This window comes from Citrobacter sp. Marseille-Q5395 (genome assembly GCF_947057495.1).
Classification (GTDB): Bacteria; Pseudomonadota; Gammaproteobacteria; order Enterobacterales; family Enterobacteriaceae; genus Citrobacter; species Citrobacter murliniae.
In genome coordinates this window covers 1-25,163 of the sequence record NZ_CAMSEL010000017.1, presented here as the reverse complement: position 1 = coordinate 25,163, position 25,163 = coordinate 1, and the positions used below count along the sequence as shown (strand labels likewise).

29 protein-coding genes and 1 tRNA gene are annotated in these 25,163 nt (G+C 48.5%); 16 read left to right on the top strand and 14 right to left on the bottom strand.

Features of this window, described 5'->3' with window-relative positions; all coding sequences use genetic code 11:
* Nucleotides 1–8 precede the first annotated feature (8 nt).
* From pyrC to OH663_RS18285, 7 genes are all read left to right on the top strand, one after another.
* Complete coding sequence (pyrC, locus tag OH663_RS18315; protein ID WP_200011899.1) at nt 9–1,055, top strand: dihydroorotase; 1,047 nt, start codon at nt 9–11, stop codon at nt 1,053–1,055.
* Nucleotides 1,056–1,130: 75 nt separating this feature from the next.
* Entirely contained in the window at nt 1,131–1,376 is a 246-nt protein-coding gene (gene dinI / locus OH663_RS18310) for a DNA damage-inducible protein I (RefSeq protein WP_045441628.1), read from the top strand.
* 340 nt (nt 1,377–1,716) lie between these two features.
* Complete coding sequence (gene bssS / locus OH663_RS18305; protein ID WP_003036154.1) at nt 1,717–1,971, top strand: biofilm formation regulator BssS; 255 nt, start codon at nt 1,717–1,719, stop codon at nt 1,969–1,971.
* 114 nt (nt 1,972–2,085) lie between these two features.
* Nucleotides 2,086–3,204, top strand: coding sequence for an N-methyl-L-tryptophan oxidase (gene solA / locus OH663_RS18300; RefSeq protein ID WP_200011901.1), 1,119 nt, complete (start codon nt 2,086–2,088; stop codon nt 3,202–3,204).
* A 50-nt stretch (nt 3,205–3,254) separates the two neighbouring features.
* Nucleotides 3,255–3,368, top strand: a complete 114-nt coding sequence (locus OH663_RS18295) for a YceO family protein (RefSeq protein ID WP_003846814.1) — start codon at nt 3,255–3,257, stop codon at nt 3,366–3,368.
* Nucleotides 3,369–3,630: 262 nt separating this feature from the next.
* Nucleotides 3,631–4,197 carry a cytochrome b gene (locus OH663_RS18290; protein WP_048221666.1) on the top strand — a complete coding sequence of 189 codons (567 nt, stop codon included), beginning with the start codon at nt 3,631–3,633 and terminating at the stop codon, nt 4,195–4,197.
* Nucleotide 4,198: 1 nt separating this feature from the next.
* Nucleotides 4,199–4,774, top strand: a complete 576-nt coding sequence (locus OH663_RS18285) for a YceI family protein (protein WP_045441607.1) — start codon at nt 4,199–4,201, stop codon at nt 4,772–4,774.
* A 77-nt stretch (nt 4,775–4,851) separates the two neighbouring features.
* Here OH663_RS18285 and trhO read toward each other — a convergent pair whose 3' ends face one another.
* Complete coding sequence (gene trhO, locus OH663_RS18280) at nt 4,852–5,904, bottom strand: oxygen-dependent tRNA uridine(34) hydroxylase TrhO (protein WP_045441604.1); 1,053 nt, start codon at nt 5,902–5,904, stop codon at nt 4,852–4,854.
* A 220-nt stretch (nt 5,905–6,124) separates the two neighbouring features.
* Between trhO and OH663_RS18275 the strand changes: the two genes are divergently transcribed.
* The 3 genes from OH663_RS18275 (at nt 6,125) to OH663_RS18265 (ending at nt 8,880) form a co-directional block, all read left to right on the top strand.
* Entirely contained in the window at nt 6,125–7,045 is a 921-nt protein-coding gene (locus OH663_RS18275) for a Kdo(2)-lipid IV(A) acyltransferase (RefSeq protein ID WP_045441601.1), read from the top strand.
* 155 nt (nt 7,046–7,200) lie between these two features.
* Nucleotides 7,201–8,421, top strand: coding sequence for a multidrug efflux MFS transporter MdtG (gene mdtG, locus OH663_RS18270; RefSeq protein WP_045441598.1), 1,221 nt, complete (start codon nt 7,201–7,203; stop codon nt 8,419–8,421).
* Nucleotides 8,422–8,502: 81 nt separating this feature from the next.
* On the top strand, nt 8,503–8,880 hold the full coding sequence (locus tag OH663_RS18265) for a MysB family protein (protein ID WP_048221668.1): 378 nt from the start codon (nt 8,503–8,505) through the stop codon (nt 8,878–8,880).
* On the opposite strand, the gene OH663_RS18260 is transcribed toward OH663_RS18265, so the two are convergent.
* From OH663_RS18260 to mdoG, 3 genes are all read right to left on the bottom strand, one after another.
* Entirely contained in the window at nt 8,881–9,108 is a 228-nt protein-coding gene (locus OH663_RS18260) for a YceK/YidQ family lipoprotein (RefSeq protein WP_045449561.1), read from the bottom strand.
* Between the two features lie 74 nt (nt 9,109–9,182).
* Nucleotides 9,183–11,711, bottom strand: a complete 2,529-nt coding sequence (gene mdoH, locus OH663_RS18255) for a glucans biosynthesis glucosyltransferase MdoH (RefSeq protein ID WP_045441593.1) — start codon at nt 11,709–11,711, stop codon at nt 9,183–9,185.
* Complete coding sequence (gene mdoG, locus OH663_RS18250; RefSeq protein WP_136345533.1) at nt 11,704–13,239, bottom strand: glucans biosynthesis protein MdoG; 1,536 nt, start codon at nt 13,237–13,239, stop codon at nt 11,704–11,706. The genes mdoH and mdoG overlap by 8 nt, the downstream gene beginning before the upstream one ends.
* A 271-nt stretch (nt 13,240–13,510) precedes the next feature.
* Here mdoG and mdoC point away from each other — a divergent pair, with 271 nt between their 5' ends.
* Nucleotides 13,511–14,671, top strand: a complete 1,161-nt coding sequence (mdoC, locus tag OH663_RS18245) for a glucans biosynthesis protein MdoC (RefSeq protein WP_200011903.1) — start codon at nt 13,511–13,513, stop codon at nt 14,669–14,671.
* 15 nt (nt 14,672–14,686) lie between these two features.
* Here the strand turns inward: mdoC and OH663_RS18240 are convergent, their stop codons facing one another.
* The 6 genes from OH663_RS18240 to csgB all read right to left on the bottom strand — a co-directional run bounded on the left by OH663_RS18240 (nt 14,687) and on the right by csgB (nt 18,565).
* Nucleotides 14,687–16,177, bottom strand: coding sequence for a phospholipase D family protein (locus OH663_RS18240; RefSeq protein WP_413814566.1), 1,491 nt, complete (start codon nt 16,175–16,177; stop codon nt 14,687–14,689).
* Nucleotides 16,110–16,652, bottom strand: a complete 543-nt coding sequence (gene ymdB, locus OH663_RS18235; protein WP_200011908.1) for an O-acetyl-ADP-ribose deacetylase — start codon at nt 16,650–16,652, stop codon at nt 16,110–16,112. Before ymdB ends, OH663_RS18240 begins: the two co-directional genes overlap by 68 nt.
* A gap of 100 nt (nt 16,653–16,752) precedes the next feature.
* A complete protein-coding gene (locus tag OH663_RS18230) occupies nt 16,753–17,073 on the bottom strand; it encodes a fimbrial protein (RefSeq protein ID WP_045441579.1) in 321 nt (106 codons plus the stop codon).
* Between the two features lie 150 nt (nt 17,074–17,223).
* Nucleotides 17,224–17,556, bottom strand: coding sequence for a curli assembly chaperone CsgC (csgC, locus tag OH663_RS18225; RefSeq protein WP_075261783.1), 333 nt, complete (start codon nt 17,554–17,556; stop codon nt 17,224–17,226).
* Nucleotides 17,557–17,616: 60 nt separating this feature from the next.
* Nucleotides 17,617–18,069, bottom strand: coding sequence for a curli major subunit CsgA (csgA, locus tag OH663_RS18220; RefSeq protein WP_045441577.1), 453 nt, complete (start codon nt 18,067–18,069; stop codon nt 17,617–17,619).
* Between the two features lie 40 nt (nt 18,070–18,109).
* Nucleotides 18,110–18,565, bottom strand: a complete 456-nt coding sequence (gene csgB / locus OH663_RS18215; protein WP_045441574.1) for a curli minor subunit CsgB — start codon at nt 18,563–18,565, stop codon at nt 18,110–18,112.
* A gap of 761 nt (nt 18,566–19,326) precedes the next feature.
* On the opposite strand from csgB, the gene csgD reads away from it, so the two are divergent.
* Genes csgD through csgG form a run of 4 tightly spaced genes read left to right on the top strand, consistent with a single transcriptional unit; the run spans nt 19,327 to nt 21,672 of the window.
* Nucleotides 19,327–19,977 (top strand): biofilm master transcriptional regulator CsgD, encoded by a 651-nt coding sequence (gene csgD / locus OH663_RS18210; protein WP_045441572.1) that lies wholly within the window; start codon nt 19,327–19,329, stop codon nt 19,975–19,977.
* 4 nt (nt 19,978–19,981) lie between these two features.
* Nucleotides 19,982–20,374, top strand: a complete 393-nt coding sequence (csgE, locus tag OH663_RS18205; RefSeq protein WP_045441570.1) for a curli production assembly/transport protein CsgE — start codon at nt 19,982–19,984, stop codon at nt 20,372–20,374.
* 25 nt (nt 20,375–20,399) lie between these two features.
* The gene (gene csgF, locus OH663_RS18200; protein WP_048221671.1) at nt 20,400–20,813 is read left to right on the top strand and encodes a curli production assembly/transport protein CsgF; all 414 of its coding nucleotides are present in this window, start codon (nt 20,400–20,402) and stop codon (nt 20,811–20,813) included.
* 25 nt (nt 20,814–20,838) lie between these two features.
* Nucleotides 20,839–21,672 carry a curli production assembly/transport protein CsgG gene (gene csgG / locus OH663_RS18195; protein ID WP_045441566.1) on the top strand — a complete coding sequence of 278 codons (834 nt, stop codon included), beginning with the start codon at nt 20,839–20,841 and terminating at the stop codon, nt 21,670–21,672.
* A gap of 45 nt (nt 21,673–21,717) precedes the next feature.
* Here csgG and OH663_RS18190 read toward each other — a convergent pair whose 3' ends face one another.
* The 4 genes from OH663_RS18190 to ghrA all read right to left on the bottom strand — a co-directional run bounded on the left by OH663_RS18190 (nt 21,718) and on the right by ghrA (nt 24,836).
* Nucleotides 21,718–22,200: a DUF1097 domain-containing protein gene (locus tag OH663_RS18190; protein WP_045441564.1), complete on the bottom strand. Its 483-nt coding sequence runs from the start codon at nt 22,198–22,200 to the stop codon at nt 21,718–21,720.
* A gap of 101 nt (nt 22,201–22,301) precedes the next feature.
* Entirely contained in the window at nt 22,302–22,856 is a 555-nt protein-coding gene (locus OH663_RS18185) for a TorD/DmsD family molecular chaperone (RefSeq protein WP_045441562.1), read from the bottom strand.
* 22 nt (nt 22,857–22,878) lie between these two features.
* Nucleotides 22,879–23,616 (bottom strand): phosphatase, encoded by a 738-nt coding sequence (locus OH663_RS18180; RefSeq protein WP_045441550.1) that lies wholly within the window; start codon nt 23,614–23,616, stop codon nt 22,879–22,881.
* 281 nt (nt 23,617–23,897) lie between these two features.
* Entirely contained in the window at nt 23,898–24,836 is a 939-nt protein-coding gene (gene ghrA / locus OH663_RS18175; RefSeq protein WP_200011911.1) for a glyoxylate/hydroxypyruvate reductase GhrA, read from the bottom strand.
* A gap of 236 nt (nt 24,837–25,072) precedes the next feature.
* On the opposite strand from ghrA, the gene OH663_RS18170 reads away from it, so the two are divergent.
* Nucleotides 25,073–25,160 (top strand) — tRNA-Ser (locus OH663_RS18170).
* Nucleotides 25,161–25,163: the final 3 nt, after the last annotated feature.

Below are 25,163 nucleotides of genomic sequence, written 5' to 3'. Positions count from 1 at the left end.
GCATATTGATGACTGCACCATCCCAGGTTTTAAAGATCCGCCGCCCAGACGACTGGCATCTTCACTTTCGCGATGGCGACATGTTAAAAACTGTCGTGCCCTATACCAGTGAAATTTATGGGCGCGCGATTGTCATGCCCAACCTGGCACCGCCTGTCACTACGGTTGACGCCGCTATCGCGTACCGTCAGCGCATTCTTGACGCGGTGCCTGCCGGTCACGATTTCACCCCATTAATGACCTGCTACTTAACGGATACGCTGGATCCCAATGAGCTGGAGCGCGGATTCAAAGAAGGTGTATTCACTGCAGCCAAACTCTATCCGGCGAATGCCACCACCAACTCCACACACGGCGTGACATCTATTGATGCCATCATGCCAGTGCTGGAGCGGATGGAAAAACTCGGCATGCCATTGCTGGTACATGGCGAAGTGACCCATGCGGACATCGATATTTTTGATCGCGAAGCGCGCTTTATTGAAACTGTGATGGAGCCATTGCGTCAGCGCCTGACCACGCTGAAAGTCGTGTTTGAACATATCACCACCAAAGATGCAGCAGAGTACGTGCGTGACGGGAATGAATTCCTCGCAGCAACGATAACGCCACAGCATTTAATGTTTAACCGCAACCATATGCTGGTAGGCGGAATTCGCCCGCATCTGTATTGCTTACCGATCCTCAAGCGTAACATCCACCAGCAGGCGCTGCGTGAACTGGTCGCCAGCGGTTTTACCCGCGCATTCCTTGGCACTGACTCGGCACCACATGCACGTCATCGCAAAGAGTCCAGTTGCGGCTGCGCGGGTTGTTTTAACGCACCTACCGCGCTGGGCAGTTATGCCACCGTATTCGAAGAGATGAATGCTCTGGCCCATTTTGAAGCCTTCTGCTCGCTTAATGGCCCTCGATTCTACGGGCTGCCGGTTAACGAAACCTTTATTGAACTGGTTAGAATTGAACAGCAGGTACCGGAGAGCATCGCGCTTGAAGATGACACACTGGTCCCCTTCCTCGGCGGAGAAACGGTACGCTGGTCTGTAAAAAGCTAAAAAAAATATAGCCAACTGTTGTCAATTACTGAAGTTAACTGTATAAATAACCAGTATATTCAACAGGGGGCTATTATGCGTATTGAAGTCACTATTGCTAAAACTTCACCTTTGCCTGCCGGTGCGATTGACGCCCTGGCAGGTGAACTCTCCCGCCGTATTAACCATCATTTCCCGGATAACGAAGGTAATGTCACCGTTCGTTATGCCACCGCAAACAATCTGTCGGTCATTGGCGCGACCAAAGAGGACAAAGAACGCATCAGCGAGATCCTGCAGGAAACATGGGAAAGCGCAGATGACTGGTTCATCAATGAATAATAAATGATATGCAGTGATGTTTATTTGCCGGGTCGCCCCGGCTTTTTTACACACATTGCCTTTTAATCAATAGCGTAATCCTGCTACCAAAACGGGTAACGTTTATTTACGCAACTGATTATCTTTTAGCCTGAGCATCAAAATAACTGCATAACATGCCAAAAAAATATGAATAAGGTGCCGATTTATTGTTCGGATAACACTTAAAACATAAAATTTATGCGTCTCCCTCTTTAAATTTCCAGTGAATACCCATATTTATTGATATACTGAAGTTGCTTCAGAAAAAACGCATTGAACCTCGAAAACCGTTGTCTAGTAACACGAATTAGGGGGCATGATGGAAAAGAATAATGAAGTCATTCAGACTCATCCGCTTGTAGGATGGGACATCAGCACCGTTGATAGCTATGATGCGCTGATGCTGCGTTTGCACTACCAGACCCCGAATCGTCCGGACCCGGATGGGACTGAAGTTGGTCAAACGCTCTGGTTAACCACTGATGTTGCCAGGCAATTTATTTCGATATTAGAAGCAGGAATCGCCAAAATTGAATCAGGCGATTACCAGGTGAATGAGTATCAGCGTCATTAAATCTGATGCACCCAACCATCAAAAGGCACCTTAACGGTGCCTTTCTTATTTCCTGGTTGAATAATGCTGGTCAGTTATTTACCCTGCAACTATCGCGATTGCAGAGAGAAGCGAATGAAATACGACTTAATCATTATTGGCAGCGGTTCCGTGGGTGCCGCAGCTGGATACTATGCCACTCGCGCCGGTCTGAATGTTCTGATGATCGATGCACATATGCCACCACATCAACAGGGCAGCCACCACGGCGACACACGATTAATTCGTCATGCGTATGGCGAAGGCGAAAAATACGTTCCGCTGGTACTGCGTGCGCAGACATTGTGGGATGAACTCTCCACGCAAAATGAAGAACCCGTGTTTGTCCGTTCAGGTGTTATCAACCTCGGCCCGGCAGATTCAACCTTCTTATCTAACGTGGCGCAAAGCGCAAAACAGTGGCAGCTAAACGTTGAGCAACTGGACGCAGCCGCGATTATGGCGCGCTGGCCCGAAATCCGTGTACCTGAAAACTATATTGGCTTGTTTGAAGCAGAGTCAGGTTTTTTACGCAGTGAGCTAGCCATTAAAACCTGGATCCGTCTGGCTGAGGAAGCAGGCTGTGCACAGCTATTTAAATGTCCTGTCACCGCAATTCATCATCATGATGATGGCGTCACGGTTGAAACAGCGGACGGAGACTACCATGCTAAAAAAGCGCTGATTAGCACCGGAACCTGGGTTCAGGCACTGGTGCCTGAACTGCCAATACAACCGGTGCGCAAAGTGTTTGCATGGTACCAGGCAGACGGGCGCTACAGCATTAAAAACAAATTCCCGGCATTTACCGGTGAGTTGCCGAATGGCGATCAGTATTACGGTTTCCCGGCTGAAAATGACGAGCTGAAGATTGGTAAACATAACGGCGGGCAGATCATCCATTCCGCCGAAGAGCGTAAACCGTTTGCCGCAGTTGCCAGCGATGGTTCCGAAGCTTTCCCATTCCTGCGTACTATTCTGCCCGGTGTTGGATGTTGCCTGCATGGTGCGTCCTGCACTTACGATAACTCTCCGGACGAAGACTTTATTATCGATACGCTGCCAGAGCATGACGATACGCTAATCATTACCGGGTTGAGCGGTCATGGCTTCAAATTTGCCTCCGTGTTGGGGGAGATCGCTGCGGATTTCGCCCAGGACAAACCGTCAGCCTTTGACCTGTCCCCGTTCAAACTTACCCGTTTTAAACAATAATCACTAAATGGCCTCTCTGTGAGGCCATTTCTATTTAAGGAATACTTTTGATGCGTCGCATCTTTCATTACCTGGTTAATAATATTCGCGAGCATTTTATGCTCTACATTATTTTATGGTCACTGCTGGCCATTATGGACGTTATATATATTATGTTTTTCTGACCAAAGAATACTGACAGTAATTGACAAAAATTTAGAATTTCTTAATTTTCATTGCAATAAACTGAATAACAAACAAACCAACAAACACCCTTAAATTAAGCCATAATCTGCCCACTCACACTAATCCGCTGATGTTTACCTTGTAAATAAATCAAATTTATTGAATTAAAAATAAATATCATCACCATTGTTATTTATTAGTTGCATTAATGTCTTTTTCACGCCATTTTCATTCACTCCTGTAATATCTATCGGTGTGTTTATGCAATTCAATAATAGTCCACAGCGCTATGGCGTCGTATCTGCGACATTACACTGGGTGATTGCTATTGCCGTGTATGGCATGTTTGGTTTGGGTTTATGGATGGTAACACTCAGCTATTACGATGGCTGGTACCACCAGGCCCCGGAACTGCATAAAAGCATCGGAGTACTGCTCATGATGGGGTTGGTCATCCGCATTGCCTGGCGGATTTTCTCCCCTCCGCCCCCGGCGCTGAAAAGCTATTCCCGTTTAACTCGCCTCGCTGCGGCACTGGGCCACCTCGCGTTATATATCCTGCTGTTTTCTATTGTGATCAGCGGTTATCTGATTTCTACCGCTGACGGTAAAGCTATCAGTGTTTTTGGCTGGTTTGAAATTCCCGCCACGCTCGCTAACGCGGGAGCACAGGCCGATCTTGCCGGTAGTCTGCATCTTTGGCTGGCCTGGAGCGTAGTGGTTTTATCCCTTCTGCATGGCCTGATGGCCCTGAAACATCACTTTATCGATAACGACGATACCCTTAATCGCATGTTGGGAAGATCGTCATCTGACTCTGGAGCATAAAATGAAGAAAAGCCTGCTGGGGCTCGCCCTCACCTCTCTGTTATTCACCACCGGTTCTGCAATCGCGGCAGATTACAAAATCGACAAAGAGGGACAACATGCCTTTGTTAATTTCCGTATTCAGCATCTGGGATACAGCTGGCTGTACGGCACATTTAAAGACTTCGATGGCTCGTTTACCTTCGACGAGAAAAATCCTGCCGCCGATAAAGTAAATGTCACCATTAACACCAACAGCGTTGACACCAATCACGCTGAACGTGATAAACACCTGCGAAGCGCAGATTTCCTCAATGTCGCTAAATTTCCACAGGCGACCTTCACCTCTACCAGCGTGAAGAAAGAGGGTAACGAGCTTGATATCACCGGGAATCTGACCCTTAACGGCGTGACCAAACCGGTAACGCTGGATGCGAAGCTGATAGGACAAGGTGGCGATCCGTGGGGGGGTACGCGCGCAGGCTTTGAAGCACAAGGAAAAATTAAGCTGAAAGATTTCAACATCACCACCGATCTCGGCCCTGCTTCGCAGGAAGTCGATTTAATCATTTCGGTGGAAGGCGTACAGCAGAAGTAATTGTTCGCGCGTCTTATCCGGCCTGCAAAGTGAGTTTTGCATGCCGGATAAGACTTTATGTCCCATGCGGCACAATGTTATGACGCTGGATCCGGAATACCCAGTTTCGTATTCAGGCGACCACGAGATTTATTGAAGATTTTATTGCCATTTTCGCGACCAGCACGACGGCGGCGTTGTTCTTCTTCTGGCAATTCACTTTCTTCACAGCACAGTTCGCTGCAGCAGCCTTTATACTTGCCTGCACATGCCGGGCACTGAATAAACAGCAAATGGCAGCCATCATTTTTACAATTAGTATGGCTGTCGCATGCCACACCACATTGATGACAATGCGCGATCACATCTTCAGAGATTCGCTCTCCCATACGTTCATCAAATACAAAATTTTTGCCGATAAAACGCACGGGTAGCCCCTGCTCACGCGCTTTACGCGCATATTCAATAATGCCCCCCTCAATGTGCCATACTTTGCTGAATCCGTTGTGTTTCATCCAGGCACTGGCCTTCTCACAACGAATTCCACCTGTGCAGTACATCACTATTTTTTTATCTTTATGTTCCTGCATCATTTCGACGGCTTTCGGCAGTTGATCGCGGAAAGTGTCTGCAGGAATTTCCAGCGCATTATCGAAGTGGCCAACCTCGTATTCATAGTGGTTGCGCATATCAATAAATACCGCGTCTGGATCGTCGAGCATGGCGTTCACTTCTGCAGCTTTCAGGTAATCACCAACATTGCTGGCGTCAAAGCCAGGATCATCGATACCATCAGCCACAATTCGATCACGGACCTTCATGCGCAGTACCCAGAATGATTTTCCGTCATCATCCAGTGCAATATTCAGACGAAGTCCGGCAAATGCAGGATCAAAAGCGTAAAGTTGATCGCGGAATCTCTCAACATTACTTTGCGGCACGCTGATTTGTGCGTTAATCCCTTCATGCGCAAGATAAACCCGTCCGAAGACATTTAACGCGGTGAACATCTGGTACAGCGCATCACGCGTGTGCTGAGGCTCGACGATGTTGAAGTATTTATAGAACGAGATTGTCGTTCGCGGCTCAGACTCTGCCAGCATCCTGGCTTTGAGCGCGTCATTCGAAATGCGGTTGTGTAACACTGGCATGGTGTACGTATCCTGCAGGAAGTAAAAATTGAAAATCGGCCGGCATCATAAAGCAAACATCGCCAATTTACATCCACACATTTTACGCTACATTTCATACTTCACGATAAAAACACAACAACAAATGATGATTTAATGACCGTTCCTGCGTCACAAATTTTTGATACGCGCGAAAAAATGCGACAATACAGGGAATTGGTCGTTTAAAGACAGGATAGACATGACGAATTTACCCAAGTTCTCGACTGCATTATTGCATCCACGTTATTGGTTAACCTGGGCAGGTATTGGCATCCTTTGGTTGATCGTGCAGTTACCCTATCCGCTCCTCTATAAGTTAGGCTGTGCATTAGGTCACCTGGCATTACGTGTAATGAAGCGTCGGGCAAAGATTGTTTCCCGGAATCTCGAGCTGTGCTTCCCGCAGATGAGTGAACAGGAACGCCAGCAGATGGTGGTAAAAAACTTCGAATCTGTAGGTATGGGCGTGATAGAAACCGGAATGGCCTGGTTTTGGTCCGATCGCCGAATTTCACGCTGGACTGAAGTTATCGGAATGGAACATATCCGTGACGTTCAGGCGCAGAAGCGAGGGATCCTGCTTGTCGGACTGCACTTTCTGACGCTTGAGCTGGGTGCTCGTCAGTTTGGCTTACAGGAACCAGGGATCGGCGTTTATCGCCCCAATGACAACCCGCTTCTCGACTGGCTACAAACCTGGGGGCGTATGCGCTCCAATAAATCAATGCTCGATCGCAAAGACCTGAAAGGGATGATCAAAGCGCTGAAAAAAGGTGAAGTGGTCTGGTATGCGCCGGATCATGACTACGGTCCGCGATCCAGCGTATTTGTTCCCCTGTTTGCCGTTGAACAAGCCGCAACGACCTCCGGGACCTGGATGCTTTCACGTCTGTCCAATGCATGTCTGGTACCGTTTGTTCCCCGCCGTAAACCCGACGGCAAAGGGTACCAACTGATTATGCTGCCTCCGGAATGTTCCCCACCTCTGGACGACGCAGAGACCACTGCTGCCTGGATGAATACAATTGTTGAGAAGTGCATCATGATGGCACCGGAGCAATATATGTGGCTACACCGTCGCTTTAAAACACGTCCTGAAGGTGCCCCTTCCCTTTACTGAAACGCCTTGCAGCCCGCCGGGCTGCAACACCTCAGATAACCTCTTTAGGTTTAACTGCTATCCGCATTGCAGCGCCTATAAACCAGGCGCATAATTAGCCTGCTTACTTAATATTCAAACAATAGCGCAAACAGCGCGCCACACTGCGGATCGCTATGTCACCCTCTGATGTCCCCATAAACTGGAAACGCAATCTCACTGTTGCCTGGCTGGGTTGTTTCCTGACCGGCGCGGCATTTAGCCTGGTCATGCCCTTCTTACCGCTCTATGTCGAAAATCTGGGCGTGACGGGTCATAGCGCCTTAAATATGTGGTCAGGCCTGGTCTTTAGCATTACTTTTCTCTTTTCTGCTATCGCCTCACCTTTCTGGGGGGGGCTTGCTGACAGAAAGGGCAGAAAAATAATGCTATTGCGTTCAGCGCTGGGCATGGCGATCGTGATGCTGTTAATGGGGCTGGCGCAAAATATCTGGCAGTTCCTGGTCCTGCGCGCCCTGCTCGGACTTCTGGGGGGATTCATTCCCAACGCCAATGCCCTGATCGCCACGCAGGTTCCGCGCAATAAAAGCGGCTGGGCGCTGGGTACACTTTCCACCGGGGGCGTCAGTGGCGCCCTGCTTGGCCCACTGGCTGGCGGGTTACTCGCCGACCATTTTGGGCTGCGTCCAGTTTTCTTCATTACCGCCAGCGTACTACTGCTTTGTTTTATTCTGACGTTATTTTTTATCCGTGAGAATTTCCGGCCGGTGAGTAAGAAAGAAATGCTGCATATGCGGGAGGTCGTCGCTTCATTAAAGAATCCTAAGCTGGTATTGAGCCTGTTTGTCACGACGTTGATCATTCAGGTAGCGACTGGCTCTATTGCACCTATTCTGACGTTGTATGTACGCGAACTTGCCGGTAACGTCAGCAACATCGCCTTTATCAGCGGGATGATTGCCTCAGTTCCTGGCGTGGCGGCCCTGCTTAGTGCACCCAGGCTCGGCAAGTTAGGCGACAGAATTGGCCCGGAGAAAATCCTGATTGTCGCATTGGTTATTTCAGTGCTGCTACTGATCCCAATGTCATTAGTACAGACGCCGTGGCAGCTTGGCGTTCTGCGCTTTTTACTCGGCGCTGCCGACGGTGCTCTGCTACCTGCCGTACAAACCCTGCTGGTCTATAACTCAACTAACCAGATAGCCGGGCGAATATTCAGCTATAACCAGTCATTTCGGGATATTGGCAACGTGACAGGGCCACTGATGGGGGCCGCCATATCGGCAAACTATGGTTTCCGTGCCGTTTTCTGTGTGACTGCGGGCATCGTATTATTCAACGCTATCTATTCGTGGAACAGTCTGCGCCGCCGCCGAGATGCTCAGGTCCCAGGATGATTTTTACGCATTAATACTTGCTATATCAGAGAATCAACTATTATTTCCCTGAATACCTCATTAAATCAAAGGGAGACTCTGATGACTATGTATGCCACGCTGGAAGAAGCCATTGATGCAGCCCGTGAAGAGTTTCTGGCTGATAACCCCGATCTTGAACCTGACGAAGCCAGTGTTCAGCAACTGAACGTACAAAAATACGTACTACAGGATGGCGACATCATGTGGCAGGCCGAATTTTTCGCTGACGAAGATGACGAAGGTGGCGAATGTCTGCCAATGCTGAGCGGCGAAGCGGCGCAAAGCGTTTTTGATGGCGATTATGATGAGATTGAAATTCGCCAGGAATGGCAGGAAGAAAACACCCTCCACGAATGGGATGAGGGGGAATTCCAGCTTGAACCGCCCCTTGATACAGAAGAAGGTCAGACAGCAGCAGATGAATGGGATGAGCGATAATTACTCATAAGGCCCATGGTGGATATCGAGTGGCAGCAGCAGCGTATCAAACACCAGCGAAAATGGCAGGTCGAGGATGGTGACGTAACGCCACGCCGAGTCCCGGACATCCCACTGGACGCCAGGATAGTATTGATTGCCGTGCCCCTGCCCCGGGATCGTCCGGCTAATAATGCTGCCACATCCGCTCAGGAGTAAGACCATTATTCCAACAACCAGTATTCGCACCTGATACCTCATGACCTTTTGTATTCAGTATAAAAAAATACCGGCCCGGGGCCGGTATTTTCACGTCAGAACGTTTATTTTTTCCTGAGCGCCAGCGGGTTCAGGGTGATCCCCTGGTAATAATTGACCCACGAAGAATACCTGTCCGGTGAGTTCCAGACACGATAATGCAAACGTGCCATGGTCACCGGATCGCTCAACAGCACAAGGCGGCGATCGCGATTCAGTTTCTCTGGCGTTTCGTTCAGCGCTTGCTCCACGTGACGGTCTCGTGCAATTTCAAGCACATTACTGGCACGATGGCGTGCGGTGGCCATCGCCGTTGCCAGCGCGTTAAATGACGGGTTAAACACTGCATGCATAAAGCCGTCATCCAGCGAACGATTACGATTCATCACCAGATAATTGTCAGTATCCACCAGCACTTTAGGCGGAGAATACTCTTCCGGGATCAGGAAAAGCTTCCAGCGTTTAGTTCGTAACCCCACCGTTGAACGGCTGGATATTACGGAAACAAACGGCGACAGGATCAGCGAAAAGACAATCGGTGCCAGCCAGAACAGGAAGCGCAGATCCAGCCACGCCATACCCACAGCCCATACCAGACCCAGCAACAATTGAGATCCGTGACGCATAAACGCTTCGCCCCACGGGGTGGAGTCGTCATCGCGCTGCGGTGAGTTCCAGACCACTTCCCAGCCAAGAAATGCGCTCACTACGAAGACCGTGTGGAACAGCATACGCACCGGCGCCAGCAGCACGGAGAACAGAACCTCCAGCAGCAATGACAGTGTTACACGGATAAATCCGCCGTACTCTTTCGTCCCTTTACACCAGATGAGTAAAATACTCAGCAGCTTCGGCAGGAATAACAGCACCATCGTTGAGGCAAACAGCGCGATCGCCAGCTCCGGACGCCACTGCGGCCAGACCGGGAACAGTTGGCGCGGTTGCAGGAAGTATTGTGGTTCCGTCAGCGCATGAACCACCTGCAGTGCAGTTGAGAGCGCGAGGAACATAAACCACAGCGGAGCCGACAGATAGGACATGACGCCGGTCAGGAATACCGCACGGTGAACCGGGTGCATCCCTTTAACCAGGAACAAACGGAAGTTCATCAGGTTACCGTGACACCAGCGTCGGTCACGCTTGAGTTCATCCAGCAGGTTCGGTGGCAGCTCTTCATAAGAACCCGGCAGATCGTAAGCAATCCACACGCCCCACCCTGCACGACGCATCAATGCAGCTTCCACGAAGTCATGGGAGAGGATCGATCCTGCAAACGAGCCTTCACCCGGTAACGGTGCAAGCGCACAGTGCTCGATAAACGGCTTCACGCGAATAATCGCGTTGTGACCCCAGTAGTGCGACTCACCCAACTGCCAGAAGTGAAGTCCGGCGGTAAACAGCGGGCCATACACGCGAGTAGCAAACTGTTGGCAGCGCGCATACAGCGTATCCATCCCGGATGCTTTTGGTGAAGACTGGATAATCCCGGCGTTTGGATTCGCCTCCATCAGACGCACCAGGCCGGTCAGGCAGTCGCCACTCATCACTGAGTCCGCATCCAGCACCACCATGTAACTGTACTGATTCCCCCAACGACGACAGAAGTCATCAATGTTACCGCTTTTACGCTTCACACGACGCCGACGACGGCGATAGAAAATCTGCCCTTCACCCTGCACTTCAGCAATCAACTCCATCCACGCTTTTTGTTCCGCTACGCAGATATCAGGGTTATAGCTGTCACTCAGAATGTAGACATCGAAATGCTCGGCATTGCCCGTGGCTTTAACCGACTCCCACGTGGCACGCAGACCCGCAAATACACGGTCAACGTCCTCGTTACAGATAGGCATAATCAGCGCAGTACGATGCTCAGGATTAAGAGGTTCATCCCCTACCGTTGAGGCTGAAATACTGTACTTATCACGCCCAATCAACAGTTGCAGGAAGCCCATCAAAGCAGTCCAGAACCCCGCAGATACCCAGCAGAAAAGGACGGCAAACAGAATAAGTATCCCGCTCTGGAGCACATAGGGCAGCAACTGCATAAAGGAAACCCACAGATTCTGCCCCATCATGTCTGCAGGATTAATGAACGCCCAGCCCTGATACGGAAGAATTGTCTTCATATACCAGGTCGCAACGACCGTTTGCGCCAATGTTAAGATCAGCAGAATGTAACGGCGGATCGTCCCAACGGTACGCCATTTCTGTTCATTCTCTTGTTCTTCTTTCGTCAGACGTGAAAGATAACGCGGTGTCACATCCCGTCCACGCAGACGATCCCAAAAACGGCCTACCGGGTTAGTACGCCAGGGGTCGGGAAACATCGAAGTGCGTGTTGCCTTTGGCATGGCCTGCAACTGGTCACGCCCTTCATCGTCCTTAATCAACTGCTCTTTGGCCAGAGAGTCCGGCCAGGCTTGCTCAAGGCGAGCTTTAACAGACCCCTGCGGTGAATCATCTTCGCGCGCGTAAGTACGGTGCTCGGCATCCAGCGCCTGATGAACGGCGCGGATGTCAGTTTTCGGCAGTGCCGCTTTCTCGGTATCCGAAAGCGGCATTGCGTCAATATACTCAGTTGTCTTATTCATTGGCAGGTAACTGGTAGCTCCAGGTTTCACTCAACGTCTGATCGGCATTGGCCAACGCAGCACGCATTTCAGTGGGTTTCTTCGCATCTTTCACTTTCACGCGCAGCATCAAACGCCAACCCTTAGTGACCGGGTTATAACGCACTGTGCTTTCAACGATCTCACCGTTGTCGCCAATGCTGGTTTGCGCGGTGACAGGGGTGTCCTGCGGCAGTTTTTTCATATCTGCACCGGCGAAATCCACCACAAATGCAATGGTGCCGTCAGGCTGGCGAATAAGATTTGACTGTTTGACATCACCTGTTGAGCGGCGAGTCTGCTGTACCCAGGCACTTTCCGGGGCATGAAGCTTATCTTCATCGCGAGTGAACGTCAGGGTGTACTTGAAGTTCATCTCTTTGCCTGCTTCAGGCAGTTGATCCGGCGTCCAGTAGGCAACGATGTTATCGTTCGTTTCATCGTTGGTTGGAATTTCAACTAACTCAATTTTACCCTTACCCCAGTCGCCTTTTGGCGTGATCCAGGCGCTCGGACGCAAGTCGTAGCGGTCGTCGATATCTTCAAAACGGGAGAACTGACGACCACGCTGCAGCAGACCGAATCCTTGCGGATTTTCCATCGCAAAGCTACTCACTGCGAGGTGTTTCGGGTTATTCAGCGGACGCCAAATCCACTCGCCATTGCCAGCATGGATAGACAAACCGTTAGAGTCATGCAGTTCCGGACGATAGTTAGTCGTCGGAGACGGCTGGTTCGGCCCGAACAGGAACATACTGGTTAGCGGTGCTACGCCCAGCTTGCCCACTTTATCGCGCAGGTAAACTTTGGACTGAACATCCACAACCGTGTCACGCCCAGGAATAATCACAAAGCGATACGCTCCGGTCGCACGCGGGGAGTCCAGCAAGGCATAAATGGTTAAACGTTTATCAGTTGGTTTTGGACGTTCGATCCAAAACTCACGAAAGCGGGGAAACTCTTCGCCCGAAGGCAGAGCGGTATCAATAGCGAGACCTCGCGCAGACAGGCCATAAACCTGACCTGCACCCAGGACGCGGAAATAGCTGGCACCGAGCATGCTGACGATTTCATCGTTTTTATCTTTGCTGTTGATCGGATACAGCACTTTGAACCCGGCGAAACCGAGATCTTTTACCGTGTCTTTATCATGCTGGACATCGCCAAAATTAAAATAATCCGGGCTGTATTTGATTTTTTTTACCGCTGTGGCGGTAACTTCATTGATTCTGACCGGCGTGTCGAAATACATACCCTGGTGGTAGAATTCGAGCTTAAATGGGGTCTTAAGGTTACTCCAGTAGGCTTTATCGCGATTAAACTGGATCTGCTGATAATCCGCATATTTCATATCGCGGAAAACGGAGGGCAAGTTACTTTTTGGCGCCTCATAGCCTTTATCGGCTAAGGATTGAGCTTGTTTAGCAACATCATCAATGCTGAATGCCCAGCTCGATGATGTGTACAGCGTTAACATGACTGCTGCACCCAACCAACGCATTTTCATCATTTGTAGTTTATGTTTCATAATTAGTAAGCACTTCCCCCTTTGTGTGCTTATATTGATCCGATCCATTTTAATGGATAATCGGGTAATCCGACAACTGAATCCCTGTATTGTTCGCGCGCTGGCTCATGGTTTAATCAGGTTCGTATGCCTGTTTTCACTTTGCGTGCTTATCCTGGAGACAGGTTGTAAGACTTCGTGTAGGGTTGGCCTCGAATGTAACCATTATTCGCCTTAGGGATAAGACGAAAAGTCTGAGAATACGTAACTGTCTATGAGCTCTGTATCTCCACCGCGTGAATACTTTCTTGACTCCATCCGCGCCTGGCTGATGTTGTTGGGTATCCCCTTCCATATCTCATTGATCTACTCCACACATACCTGGCATGTGAACAGTGCAGAGCCATCGTGGTGGCTAACCCTTTTTAACGACTTCATCCATGCGTTTCGCATGCAGGTTTTCTTCGTTATTTCGGGTTATTTTTCATACATGCTTTTTTTGCGTTACCCATTAAAACGCTGGTGGAAAGTACGTGTTGAACGTGTGGGGATCCCTATGTTAACCGCGATTCCGTTGCTTACGCTGCCGCAATTTATCATGCTGCAATTTGTGAAGGGAAAAGCAGACAGCTGGCATACTCTCAGCGGGTACGATAAATACAACGCGCTTGCGTGGGAGCTTATTTCACATCTGTGGTTTTTACTGGTCCTTGTCGTTTTAACGACCGTAAGCATGTGGGTATTCAGCCAAATGAAAAAACGGCTGACAAGCGCAGATGACTCGAGCTCAGCACCTGCTTCAATGACTAAGCTAACACTAGTTTTTTTGTTGCTTGGCGTGGGATATGCCGTTATCAGACGGACAATTTTTATCCTCTATCCTTCTATTCTCAGTGACGGCATGTTTAATTTCATCATCATGCAAACGCTGTTTTATGTGCCTTTCTTTATGCTTGGCGCCCTGGCGTTTATCAATCCCAGGTTAAAGGCGCTGTTTACTACGCCATCGCGTGGCTGCACGTTAGCCGCAGGATCCGCGTTCGTCGCCTATCTGCTTAATCAGCGTTACGGAAACGGCGATGCCTGGATGTATGAAACCGAATATGTGATAACCATGGTCATGGGCCTGTGGATGGTTAACGTTGTCTTTTCACTCGGCTACCGTTTGTTGAATTTCCAGTCAGCCCGCGTCACCTATTTCGTAAACGCGTCGTTGTTTATCTACCTGGTACACCATCCGTTAACGCTGTTTTTCGGCGCCTATATCACGCCGCATATCTCATCGAATATTCTGGGCTTTTTGTGTGGGCTACTATTTGTGGTCGGAATTGCGCTGATACTGTACGAAATCCATTTACGTATTCCGGTTCTGAAATTTCTCTTCTCGGGTAAACCGCCTGTTAAGCAGGATAAAAGCAAAGCCGTTGCCGGTTAGCTGACATTGCGTGGTTCAAAGTAACCACTCAATAGGTAGCAGTGACGCAAGTCTCACCAGAACCCGCTTCCAGAATCCTGTGGCGGGTTCTTTTTTTAGCACCACTTCCGTGTCGTGCTGGCGATCGACCCAGTTAATCCGGCCCCAGCGATCAAGGCGCAATTGCCAGGCGACATCACGCTGGCTTTGCATAAAACGCTTATGAATCAGTGCGGCCAGCACTTCGCTCTCAATGACAAACCCCATTTCGGTATTGAGTAACGTTGAACGTGGATCAAAATTTAGCGAGCCGATAAAGACTTTTCGACCATCAATACTGAAGGTTTTCGCATGCAGGCTTGAGCCTGAGTTACCAGTTAACCCGCGATCGTGTAACACAGTGGCCCGATCGCGGGTTGGTTTAAGTTCGTACAACTCCACACCATAGCGCAACAGTTTCTTTCGCCAGCGCGCATAACCAGCATGGACGACAGCAACATCATTCGCCGCCAGTGAATTCGTTAAAATAGCAATCCTGACCCCTTTCCTGACCAGACGCAGAAGCTGCGCCACGCCAGCCCGGGTCGGCACAAAATAGGCGGAAATAATATCAATGCGCTCAGTAGGCGATCCCATGACATCAAATAAACGCTGGGGCAACAACGAATGACGCGGCGCCTTCCCTTCACCTTTTACCGGGTCATCACTGAGCAGGCGCGTTTTTGCCCAAATCAGCGGCAAGGCCCCCTGGTCCAGACTGGTCATAAACTGGCTGGTTTCCAGCTTATGCAGGTAGCGACGAGTAATATCATCATTGTACCAGGATTCAGGCAATTCAATACGCTGGGTCGGCTCAGGTTCAGACAGCTCCAGTACTTTCTGTAACGTTGAAACAGAACGGCACTGCCAGTAACGCTCAAAATCATCCGCGACCTCTTTAACTACGGGGCCGATGGCCATCACGTCGAGATCGGAAAACAGCGGTTGTTCGCCTGCGCCAAAATAAGCATCACCAATATTGCGCCCCCCGACGAGAGTCACGACGCCGTCAGCGGTATAGCTTTTATTGTGCATGCGGCGATTAAGTCGGGCAAAGTCGGTTAAATACCCCAGAGCGCGCAGTATCCGAAACGAAAAGGGATTAAACAGGCGAACTTCAATATTAGGATGGTTATCAAGCAGGCGCAGCGTATCATCCAGACCCGGCGTGTTGTTGTCATCCAGCAGCAAACGAACGCGCACACCTCTTTTCGCCGCAGCTAACAGAACCGAAAACAGCAATAGCCCGGACATGTCGTTTTCCCAGATGTAATACTGTACATCCAGTGAGCGTTCCGCCATTTCAGTTAACCGATAGCGAGCCGCGAAAGCATCCAGGCTATCATCCAGCGTAAGAATACCGCATCGTTCAGGATGGTTTGCACAAAGAGGGGTAATGGCACGCTCTAGTCGCGTCATATCAGGCCGTGTGATCATCGCCTTGTTGGGTGAGTAATCTGTTATAAAGCCGGGTGTTTTCATCGTCAAAGCAAACAAAGTAAATTTGCTCAGGTAACGCCCGACGAGTGATAAATTTCAGTATCGTATTCACCGCTATCTCCGCCGCTGCTGCGCGCGGATAACCATACGCTCCCGTGCTGATTGCCGGAAAAGCAATGGACTGATACCCATTGGCCAATGCCAGTTGAAGGGTATTTAAATAGGCCTCTTCAAGGCGTTCGGCTTCGTGATGACCGCCCCCTTGCCAGACAGGTCCCACAGTATGGATCACCGCCTTTGCGGGCAGAGATCCGGCCAGGGTAATCACTGCATGTCCGGTTGGACATTCTCCCTGTTGCTGTATTACTTGTTTGCAGGCTTCCAACAATGCAGGCCCGGCTGCGCGATGAATTGCCCCATCCACGCCTCCACCACCCAGCAGAGAAGAGTTGGCGGCATTGACGATCACATCAACAGCTATAGTCGTAATGTCGCCATGTAACACATGAACACGCGATTGCATAAGATTCCCCTGACAAAACACTCTCTACTAAGTGTACAGCAGGGTTTTCCATGAAATCTTACTTTTTAACAAAACGGCTGCATATCTACGCCAGAACGGTTCATTTATATTCAATGCTAAGAATAGCCAGACTTTTCTGCGTATTGAGGTAATGCATTTTCACCGAGGCTAGTTGCTTAAAACTCTGAGGAGCCATCGTCACCTGCTGTCCGCTAAAGCGACTATTGTACATTTCGCCGTCACGTATGCATGACAATTCAATCTGCTGTTGATGGGTGTTTACCTCACAAGGCGGTTCAACTATTTCACCACGGAAGTGAATAACCCCGCCAGATGTGATTTGCTGGGCGATTGCGGAGACCGTATAAAGAGAAAAAACACACAAGCTGGTACCTAAAATACTTTTTGCTAATGTATGCATATGGGTTCCTCAATGATTAACCATCCTTGAGGTATCGGTGTGGTCCTTCACCGCTGCGGTTAACGGACAAATAAAAACGTATTAACGTTTCTATATTCATAGAACAGCAGCGCATTACCAGCCACACCCATTATGCAAATACATCAAAAATCATGAGTGACTGGTTGAGTCAGGCCACTGTTGCGAGAGATGCAGAGATTGTCCGTCCGAAACGGTAACAACGATTTTAACCGAATCCTCAGTTGATATATTTAAACTAAGTTTTGTTAAATCGATCGGTTGATTAGCGGGTATAGAAAGGGTTGTTTTCTGCTGAGTTTGACTTTGTCCACTTTTCCCTTCCCGTAAAGCGAGAACTTGTACCTGGCACACACACGGCTGCGATAGCGTTACCTGAGGAACGATGGTGTACATTTCGCCTTGCTGGGTTGTATTGAACGTAATTTGATTTGAGAGCGCGGCAATAAGTAATAGCGTATGCATAATATTCTCCCGAAAAAAAACAGGGCTTTCGCCCTGTTTATTCTCAGTCAGAAGACTGAATTAATGTTGGTTTGCGGTGGCGTTGTTGCCGTAACCAACCTGGCGAACCAGAACATTGGAGTCAGACGCTGTCTGATTAACCACTGCACCGTTGCGGCCACCGTATTGGGTCACGCTGATATCAGCATGCTTAGCATTCCACTGATTGATGTCAGCGCTGTTACTGAAGCCTGTTTGTTTCAGACTAATGGTACTGTCATCAGCACCTTGTCCAACGGTTGCCCCGTTACCACGACCATGCTGGGTGATGGTCACATCGGACTTACGTGCATCACTTTGCAGCGCATTCGCAATGTTGCCAGAACCATACTGGTAAATACTCATTGATGAGTCCGGACCATTGTTATTACCACCGTTATGATGACCACTACCGCCCCATTGCGGAACAACACCAGCCAGAGCACTACCAGAAACAACGATTGCTGCGAATGCTGCCACTTTTAAAAATTTCATGGTAAACCCCCATCGGATTGATTTAAACGTCGTTAATGGATTAGCGTTGAGTCACGCGAATGGCCATTTGCGACTGTCTCTGCACCACAACTGCTGTTTTTTGTGTACCGTACTGGGTAATATTTGCTTTATTACCAGAACCTTTCTGGATAATAACAGCCGTATTACCGTAAGAACCTTGTTTTATACTCGCATCATTAGAACTACCCGCCTGATCAATATAAGAAAGATTATATGATCCTGTCTGGTCTATTTTAGCCCGGTTACCTGAACCGTCTTGAGAAATGACCGACAATAACTTTGAGCCCCCCTGTCGAGTATTTGCACTGTTCGCAGTGCCAACTTGACCAATAATGGCTGCCTGATTAAATGAAGACTTGCTTAATTCATTTACCGCAAAGTTATATTCTGAATTAGCCAGATCATAACTTGTTGCGGATGCAATCCCAGGCACACCCAGCATTGTAAACATCATAAATAACAACTTGTTTTTCATGTTGTCACCCTGGACCTGGTCGTACATGAAGTTAAATTATTTACCACTCAATTTTGTTGTTAACATGACTTTGTTTTGTTAACGCCACGTTACGATGAAGAGTATGTCCGTTGAAACATTTTAAATAACTCACCCGCGAGTGGTATTTTTATATTTAGATTCACACCAAAGTACTAATTAAGAGCCAACAACGCTGTTATATGTATCGATTTTATTTTTGGACAATCGCTGATTATGCATTTCTATGCAATGGTAGAAAAACGCTGCATTCAACGATTTCAGGGCCTCGCAGCGCGGCCTCGCGATAGCTGCTGGTACAAGTCGTGACAAACATCATTTTTTTCTATCTAAAATTGTTCAACGTAAAGCGAGGCAAAATAATCGAAATTCATTAGAATGATAAAACTTACTAAGTATAAATTAAAACCATATAAATCAATCAATTAATATAATTTGTATGATTTTTTAAATCTGTGCAATAACAGTGAAATGTACAACTTTACTATCAAATCTAAACTCAATAAAAACCATAAAATCACATTTTAATATATAATTTTACATTCTGTAACAAGTTTAACACTTGCTTTAAGATTTGTAATAGCTAGATTGAAATCAGTTGAAGTCCATTTGTTTTAATATTTTCACCCCTGTGGGTCGATATTTTATTTCTACACAGCAGTGCAACATCTGTCAGTACTTCTGGTGCCTCTATTTTAGTAGAGACAGCTGTCGGGTGTGCGACTAAAAAGTGGAGTTTCATCATGTTTAATGAAGTCCATAGTATTCATGGTCATACATTATTGTTGATCACTAAACCCTCTCTGCAGGCAACTGCATTATTACAGCATTTAAAACAATCGTTGGCGTTATCTGGAAAACTACATAATATTCAACGTTCTCTGGATGATATATCCGCTAGCTGCATTGTTTTACTGGATATGATGGAGGCAGATAAAAAACTGATCCATTACTGGCAAGATAATTTAAGCCGTAAAAACAACAATATAAAGACGTTATTGTTGAATACACCCGATGATTATCCTTACCGGGATATCGAAAACTGGCCGCATATCAATGGTGTGTTTTACGCAGCAGAAGATGAACAGCGTGTCGTTAGCGGGTTGCAAGGTGTCTTGCGAGGCGAATGCTACTTTTCGCAGAAATTGGCCAGTTACTTAATCACTCATTCTGGAAACTACCGTTATAACAGCACGGAGTCGGCACTACTCACTCATCGTGAAAAAGAGATCCTTAATAAACTGCGTATCGGCGCCTCAAATATTGAGATCGCACGCTCACTGTTTATCAGTGAGAATACGGTAAAAACGCATCTTTATAATCTTTTCAAAAAGATAGCTGTCAAAAATCGTACGCAGGCGGTCTCATGGGCCAATGATAACCTCAGGCGATAAAGCCATGAAACGCTATTTGACCTGGATTGTGGCAGCAAATTTATTCCTGGCTGCCGGGAATCTACACGCGGCTGTAGAAGTGGAGGTACCCGGACTGTTAACTGACCACACTGTCTCCTCAATTGGGCATGATTTTTATCGTGCATTTAGTGACAAGTGGGAAAGCGAGTACACAGGAAATTTAACCATCAATGAAAGGCCCAGTGCACGTTGGGGAAGTTGGATCACAATAACGGTTAATCAGGACGTTATCTTCCAGACTTTTTTATTCCCAACGAAAAGAGACTTCGAAAAAACAGTGGTCTTCGCATTGGCACAAACTGAGGAAGCATTAAGTCGCCGGCAAATAGATCAGACCCTATTAAGCACGAGCGATTTAGCGCGCGATGAATTCTAAAACATGATTTTGTCCGGAGGCTTTCATGCGTGTCAAACATGCAGTCGTTTTGCTCATGCTGATTTCACCATTAAGTTGGGCCGGAAACATGACTTTCCAGTTCCGCAACCCGAACTTTGGTGGCAACCCTAACAACGGTGCTTTTTTATTGAATAGCGCCCAGGCACAAAACTCTTATAAAGATCCGAGTGGTGATGATTTTGGGTTTGAAACCCCTTCAGCACTGGATAACTTTACCCAGGCTATCCAGTCACAAATACTCGGCGGCTTGCTGACCAATATTAATACTGGTCAGCCGGGGAGGATGGTAACCAATGATTTTATCATCGATATCGCCAACCGGGATGGACAACTGCAATTGAATGTCACGGACAGAAAAACGGGGAAAACTTCGACTATCGAAGTGTCGGGTTTGCAAACACAGTCAACCGATTTCTAAGACTTAGCCACGAAAGGAAAAAATCATGCAGCGCTTACTTATTTTGGTTGCCATGTTTTTACTCAGCGGTTGCTTAACATCCCCACCCCAGGAAGCCGCTAAACCAACATTAATGCCTCGGGCCCAAAGCTATAAAGATTTAACGCATCTGCCAATGCCGACAGGTAAGATCTTTGTCTCAGTTTACAATATTCAGGATGAGACGGGTCAGTTTAAACCTTACCCGGCAAGTAACTTCTCAACCGCCGTCCCGCAAAGCGCCACGGCAATGTTGGTTACTGCACTGAAAGATTCGCGCTGGTTTATTCCGCTGGAACGCCAGGGATTGCAGAACTTACTGAATGAACGGAAAATCATACGTGCGGCACAAGAGAATGGCACTGTTGCCATTAATAACCGCATTCCACTCCAGTCGCTGACCGCTGCGAATATTATGGTAGAAGGGTCAATTATCGGTTATGAAAGTAACGTTAAATCGGGTGGTGTAGGTGCGCGCTATTTCGGTATTGGTGCAGATACTCAGTATCAACTCGATCAGATAGCGGTAAACCTGCGTGTAGTTAACGTCAGTACTGGTGAGATCCTTTCTTCGGTCAATACCAGCAAAACTATTCTGTCTTATGAAGTTCAGGCTGGGGTATTCCGCTTTATTGACTACCAGCGTCTTCTGGAAGGAGAAATTGGTTATACCTCTAACGAGCCGGTTATGCTTTGTCTGATGTCAGCCATTGAAACTGGTGTAATCTTCCTGATTAATGACGGGATTGATCGCGGGTTGTGGGATTTGCAGGATAAGAAACAAGTTGATAACGATATCCTGGTTAAATACCGCCATATGTCCGTACCGCCGGAATCCTGATTATCGATATAACACAGGAAGCGTGAGGGAAACCTCACGCTTCTATTATTTACTGGTCAGCGATTGTGATATCCGATTTTCACGACGTGACGCCAGCCACAGACCACTGTTTTTCATTGCATAACCGAATACAAGTCCTAACGCCAGAGAAGGCAAAACCAGTTGCCAGTTCCCCTGCCCTGCAAATGTTGCACATGCGCCGATAAAAGTACCTGGCACAAATGAAAGCAACCATTGTTTTGCCTGAATGCACATCAAAAACGCGACAATGCCGGTAATGACATAGCCGATGATGTCCATATGCGGAGCAAGCGCACTACCATTAATAATCACCAACGCCCACACCACACCACTTAGTAGCGTGCACGCTGAAATCCCCAGTCCTTTCAGCCCGCCCTGCGGACAGGCGAAATAGGCCGTGCAGCCGAGGAAGCCAGCCCAACTGAGTAAACCAAGAGAAACGGCCACCCATCCCCAGATCCCGGAGAGAATGCCCGTCGTGATTGCAATAGAGATAAGTATATTCATGCCGCGCATCTTAGCAGAAAAACGGCATATTAATGAGATCGTGCACACAATTTATGCAAGATGATAAATCAAGTTGCATAGCATAGTGATCTAAATCACATTTATTCTTCTGTATCTTCCTGCAACTCATCCCACATTGCGCCAATTGCATCGCGCGTCAGAGGTGCCATGGTACGCCAGAATGGCGAGCTCGCGTGTGCTTCAACCTTACCAAGGAAAGTGCCGCACCACGGAAGCAGATACTCAACAAACAGTGTTTCCAGCGCTTCACTTTCATCTTCAGCAGACTGGTCTTCCAGCCAGGAAGCAGCCAGCAACAGTGTGCCAATATGATCGGCTGGCGTATCGGCCAGCGGCATACCACGCGCAGATAGGAATGTGCGCACCTCAGATTCAGTTGCACCTTCTACCCAGGCGCTGCGATAAGGTGGTACCGCACACTCTTCACCAACAAACAACGCGTTATAATCTGCGGCCACTTGTGACATGTCGCAGCTTTTCTGTAGACGAGCCAGCAGCTCGTCTTGCTCCAGCGGCCAGTTTGCTGACAGTTTACCTTCACCGATCATGGTATACAGGGGAACCAGTAAAGGGTCCTGCGGTTGGCGGTAAAACAGCGAGCCCAGGACACGACACAGGATAGAAAACTCGTTCATCGATATATTCCAGTTAGTAACATTAAAGATCAGCAAATTCCGCGATTGGCTCCATGCCTCGCGATTCCAGAAACGCCAGTAAGCGTTTTGGCGATACGTTCAAGATTCGGTCTTCGGGGAAGTTTACGTCATCCAGAATCTTGCGACACTCGCCGAACTCCCCAAGGGTGAAAGCGGTGTGAGAATCCGAACCTAATGCAACCCAACCCCCGGCATCACGCACAGCCGCAGCAACCAAGCGACAATTGGCTTCACTGCCTTTACGCGAATGCAGAAATGAGGAGTTATTGATTTCCAGCGCAACATGGTACTTCGCTGCTGCCTGCGCAACTGCGGTAAAATCAATCGGGTATTTCGGGTTTCCGGGATGGCTGATCATGTGAACATGTCCGCTCGCCATCGCGGCAATCATGGCCTGAGTATTGGTGTCTTTATCATGCGGGGCAAAAACCGGCTCATGAAAACCAGCAATAATCAGATCCAGGGAGTCGAACATCGGACCGGAGCAGTCGATCTCCCCCTCAATATTCTTAATGTTCGCTTCAATACCGCGGAGAATTCCCACCCCGTCCACCATACGCGGCCAGATACGCATATTAATAAAGTGCCAGTGGTGTGGAGCATCTGCCATATCCGGCCCATGATCGGTGATTGCAAACAACTTAACGCCTTTGCGTTTGGCTTCAGCGATGTAGTCACTCAAGGTGCTGTAGGCGTGGGTACTGGCGACGGTATGCATATGCAGGTCAACGGGATACATAACTCTCTCCTGTAGTCATTTTTGGTCAAGGATAGCAGGAATCGACGCCATTAATACCCTAAATAATTCGAGTTGTAGGCAGGCGGCAAGGGTGTGACAAATTCGTCAGGAATGAATTTGGCCAGCCGGAGACTGGCCTACGGTAAGGGACAGAGATGTCCCTTTTAATCCCAATAAACATACTGTGGTCAGTAATTCGGGCGAGCAACCGTAGCTAACGCACATCCAGCCTGGAGTATGACGGGTATTTAAATCGAAACCCGGCCAGCGCCGGGTTGTTATCAGTACCCCCGAACGCGATCGACCTGACCTGTTACGGCTTCACCGTTCTCCAGATTCAAAATCGTGCGGGAAATATAATCCACCGCTTCTGCCGGACGTGTTACCGCAGCAATATGCGGCGTCATCGCCACACGTGGATGTTTCCACAATGGGCTATTCTCCGGCAGTGGTTCGCGGCTATAGACATCAAGCATGGCGCCCTTGAGTTTTCCGCTATTCAGCGACGCCAGAAGATCGTCTTCATTAAGATGAACTCCGCGCGCCAGGTTCAGTACATACGCGCCATCCTGCAATTGATCCAGCAGCCCGGCGTTAATAATTCCCACCGTTTCAGCCGTATTAGGCAGTAGGTTAATCAGCACCCGCGTTTGACTTAAAAATGCGCCTAACTCTTCAGTGCCGGCGAAGCTTTCCACGCCAGGCCAGGATTTACGGGTACGACTCCAGCAACGCAGTGGGAACCCCCATGATTGCAGACTCTCAGCGACTTTCGCCCCTAGCACCCCTGCTCCCATAATCCCGATCGAAAACTCCTCACGGGTATATTCCTGCAACGGCTGCCATTTTGCCTGAGTTTTGAGAGCCTGATAATCATCAAAGCGGCGAAACCAGTGCAACACCTGGCTAACGGCGTATTCCTGCATTTGCAGCCCCATGCCGGTATCTTCCAGACGGAACAACGGGATCGACTCGTCCAGCATTTCCGGATGGGCTTTCAACTTGCTTAGAATGGAATCCACCCCCGCACCCAACGCAAATACGGCTTTTAACTTTCTTCCGGCTAACATTTCAACCGGTGGATGCCAGACAAGCGCATAGTCTGCATGCGCATGATCACCCGATTTCCACTCACGGACATTAGCGCCAGGGATAGCCTTAGCCAGCGCGTTCAGCCACCAGGCTGTATCAAATGTCGGGTGATAGAAAATTATTTCCATATTGCCTCCTGAATATTGTTGTGCGGAACTTTCTCGCACTTATTATCATCATTTCTTAAGGAAACATCAGAATAACAAATTTTAGTGTGCTGGCAAAAAAAGCAATTCCCGCTCACTTAAGCTTCATGTTGATTGAAGTTTGTGTAAATGAACGTTTTTTTCAAAAAGAAGATTGACGTCGGGGAGGCATTTCCCCTACATTAGCGCCCGTTCCGGTAACGCAGGAACAACAATATGGTGAGGTGTCCGAGTGGCTGAAGGAGCACGCCTGGAAAGTGTGTATACGGCAACGTATCCGGGGTTCGAATCCCCGCCTCACCGCCATAT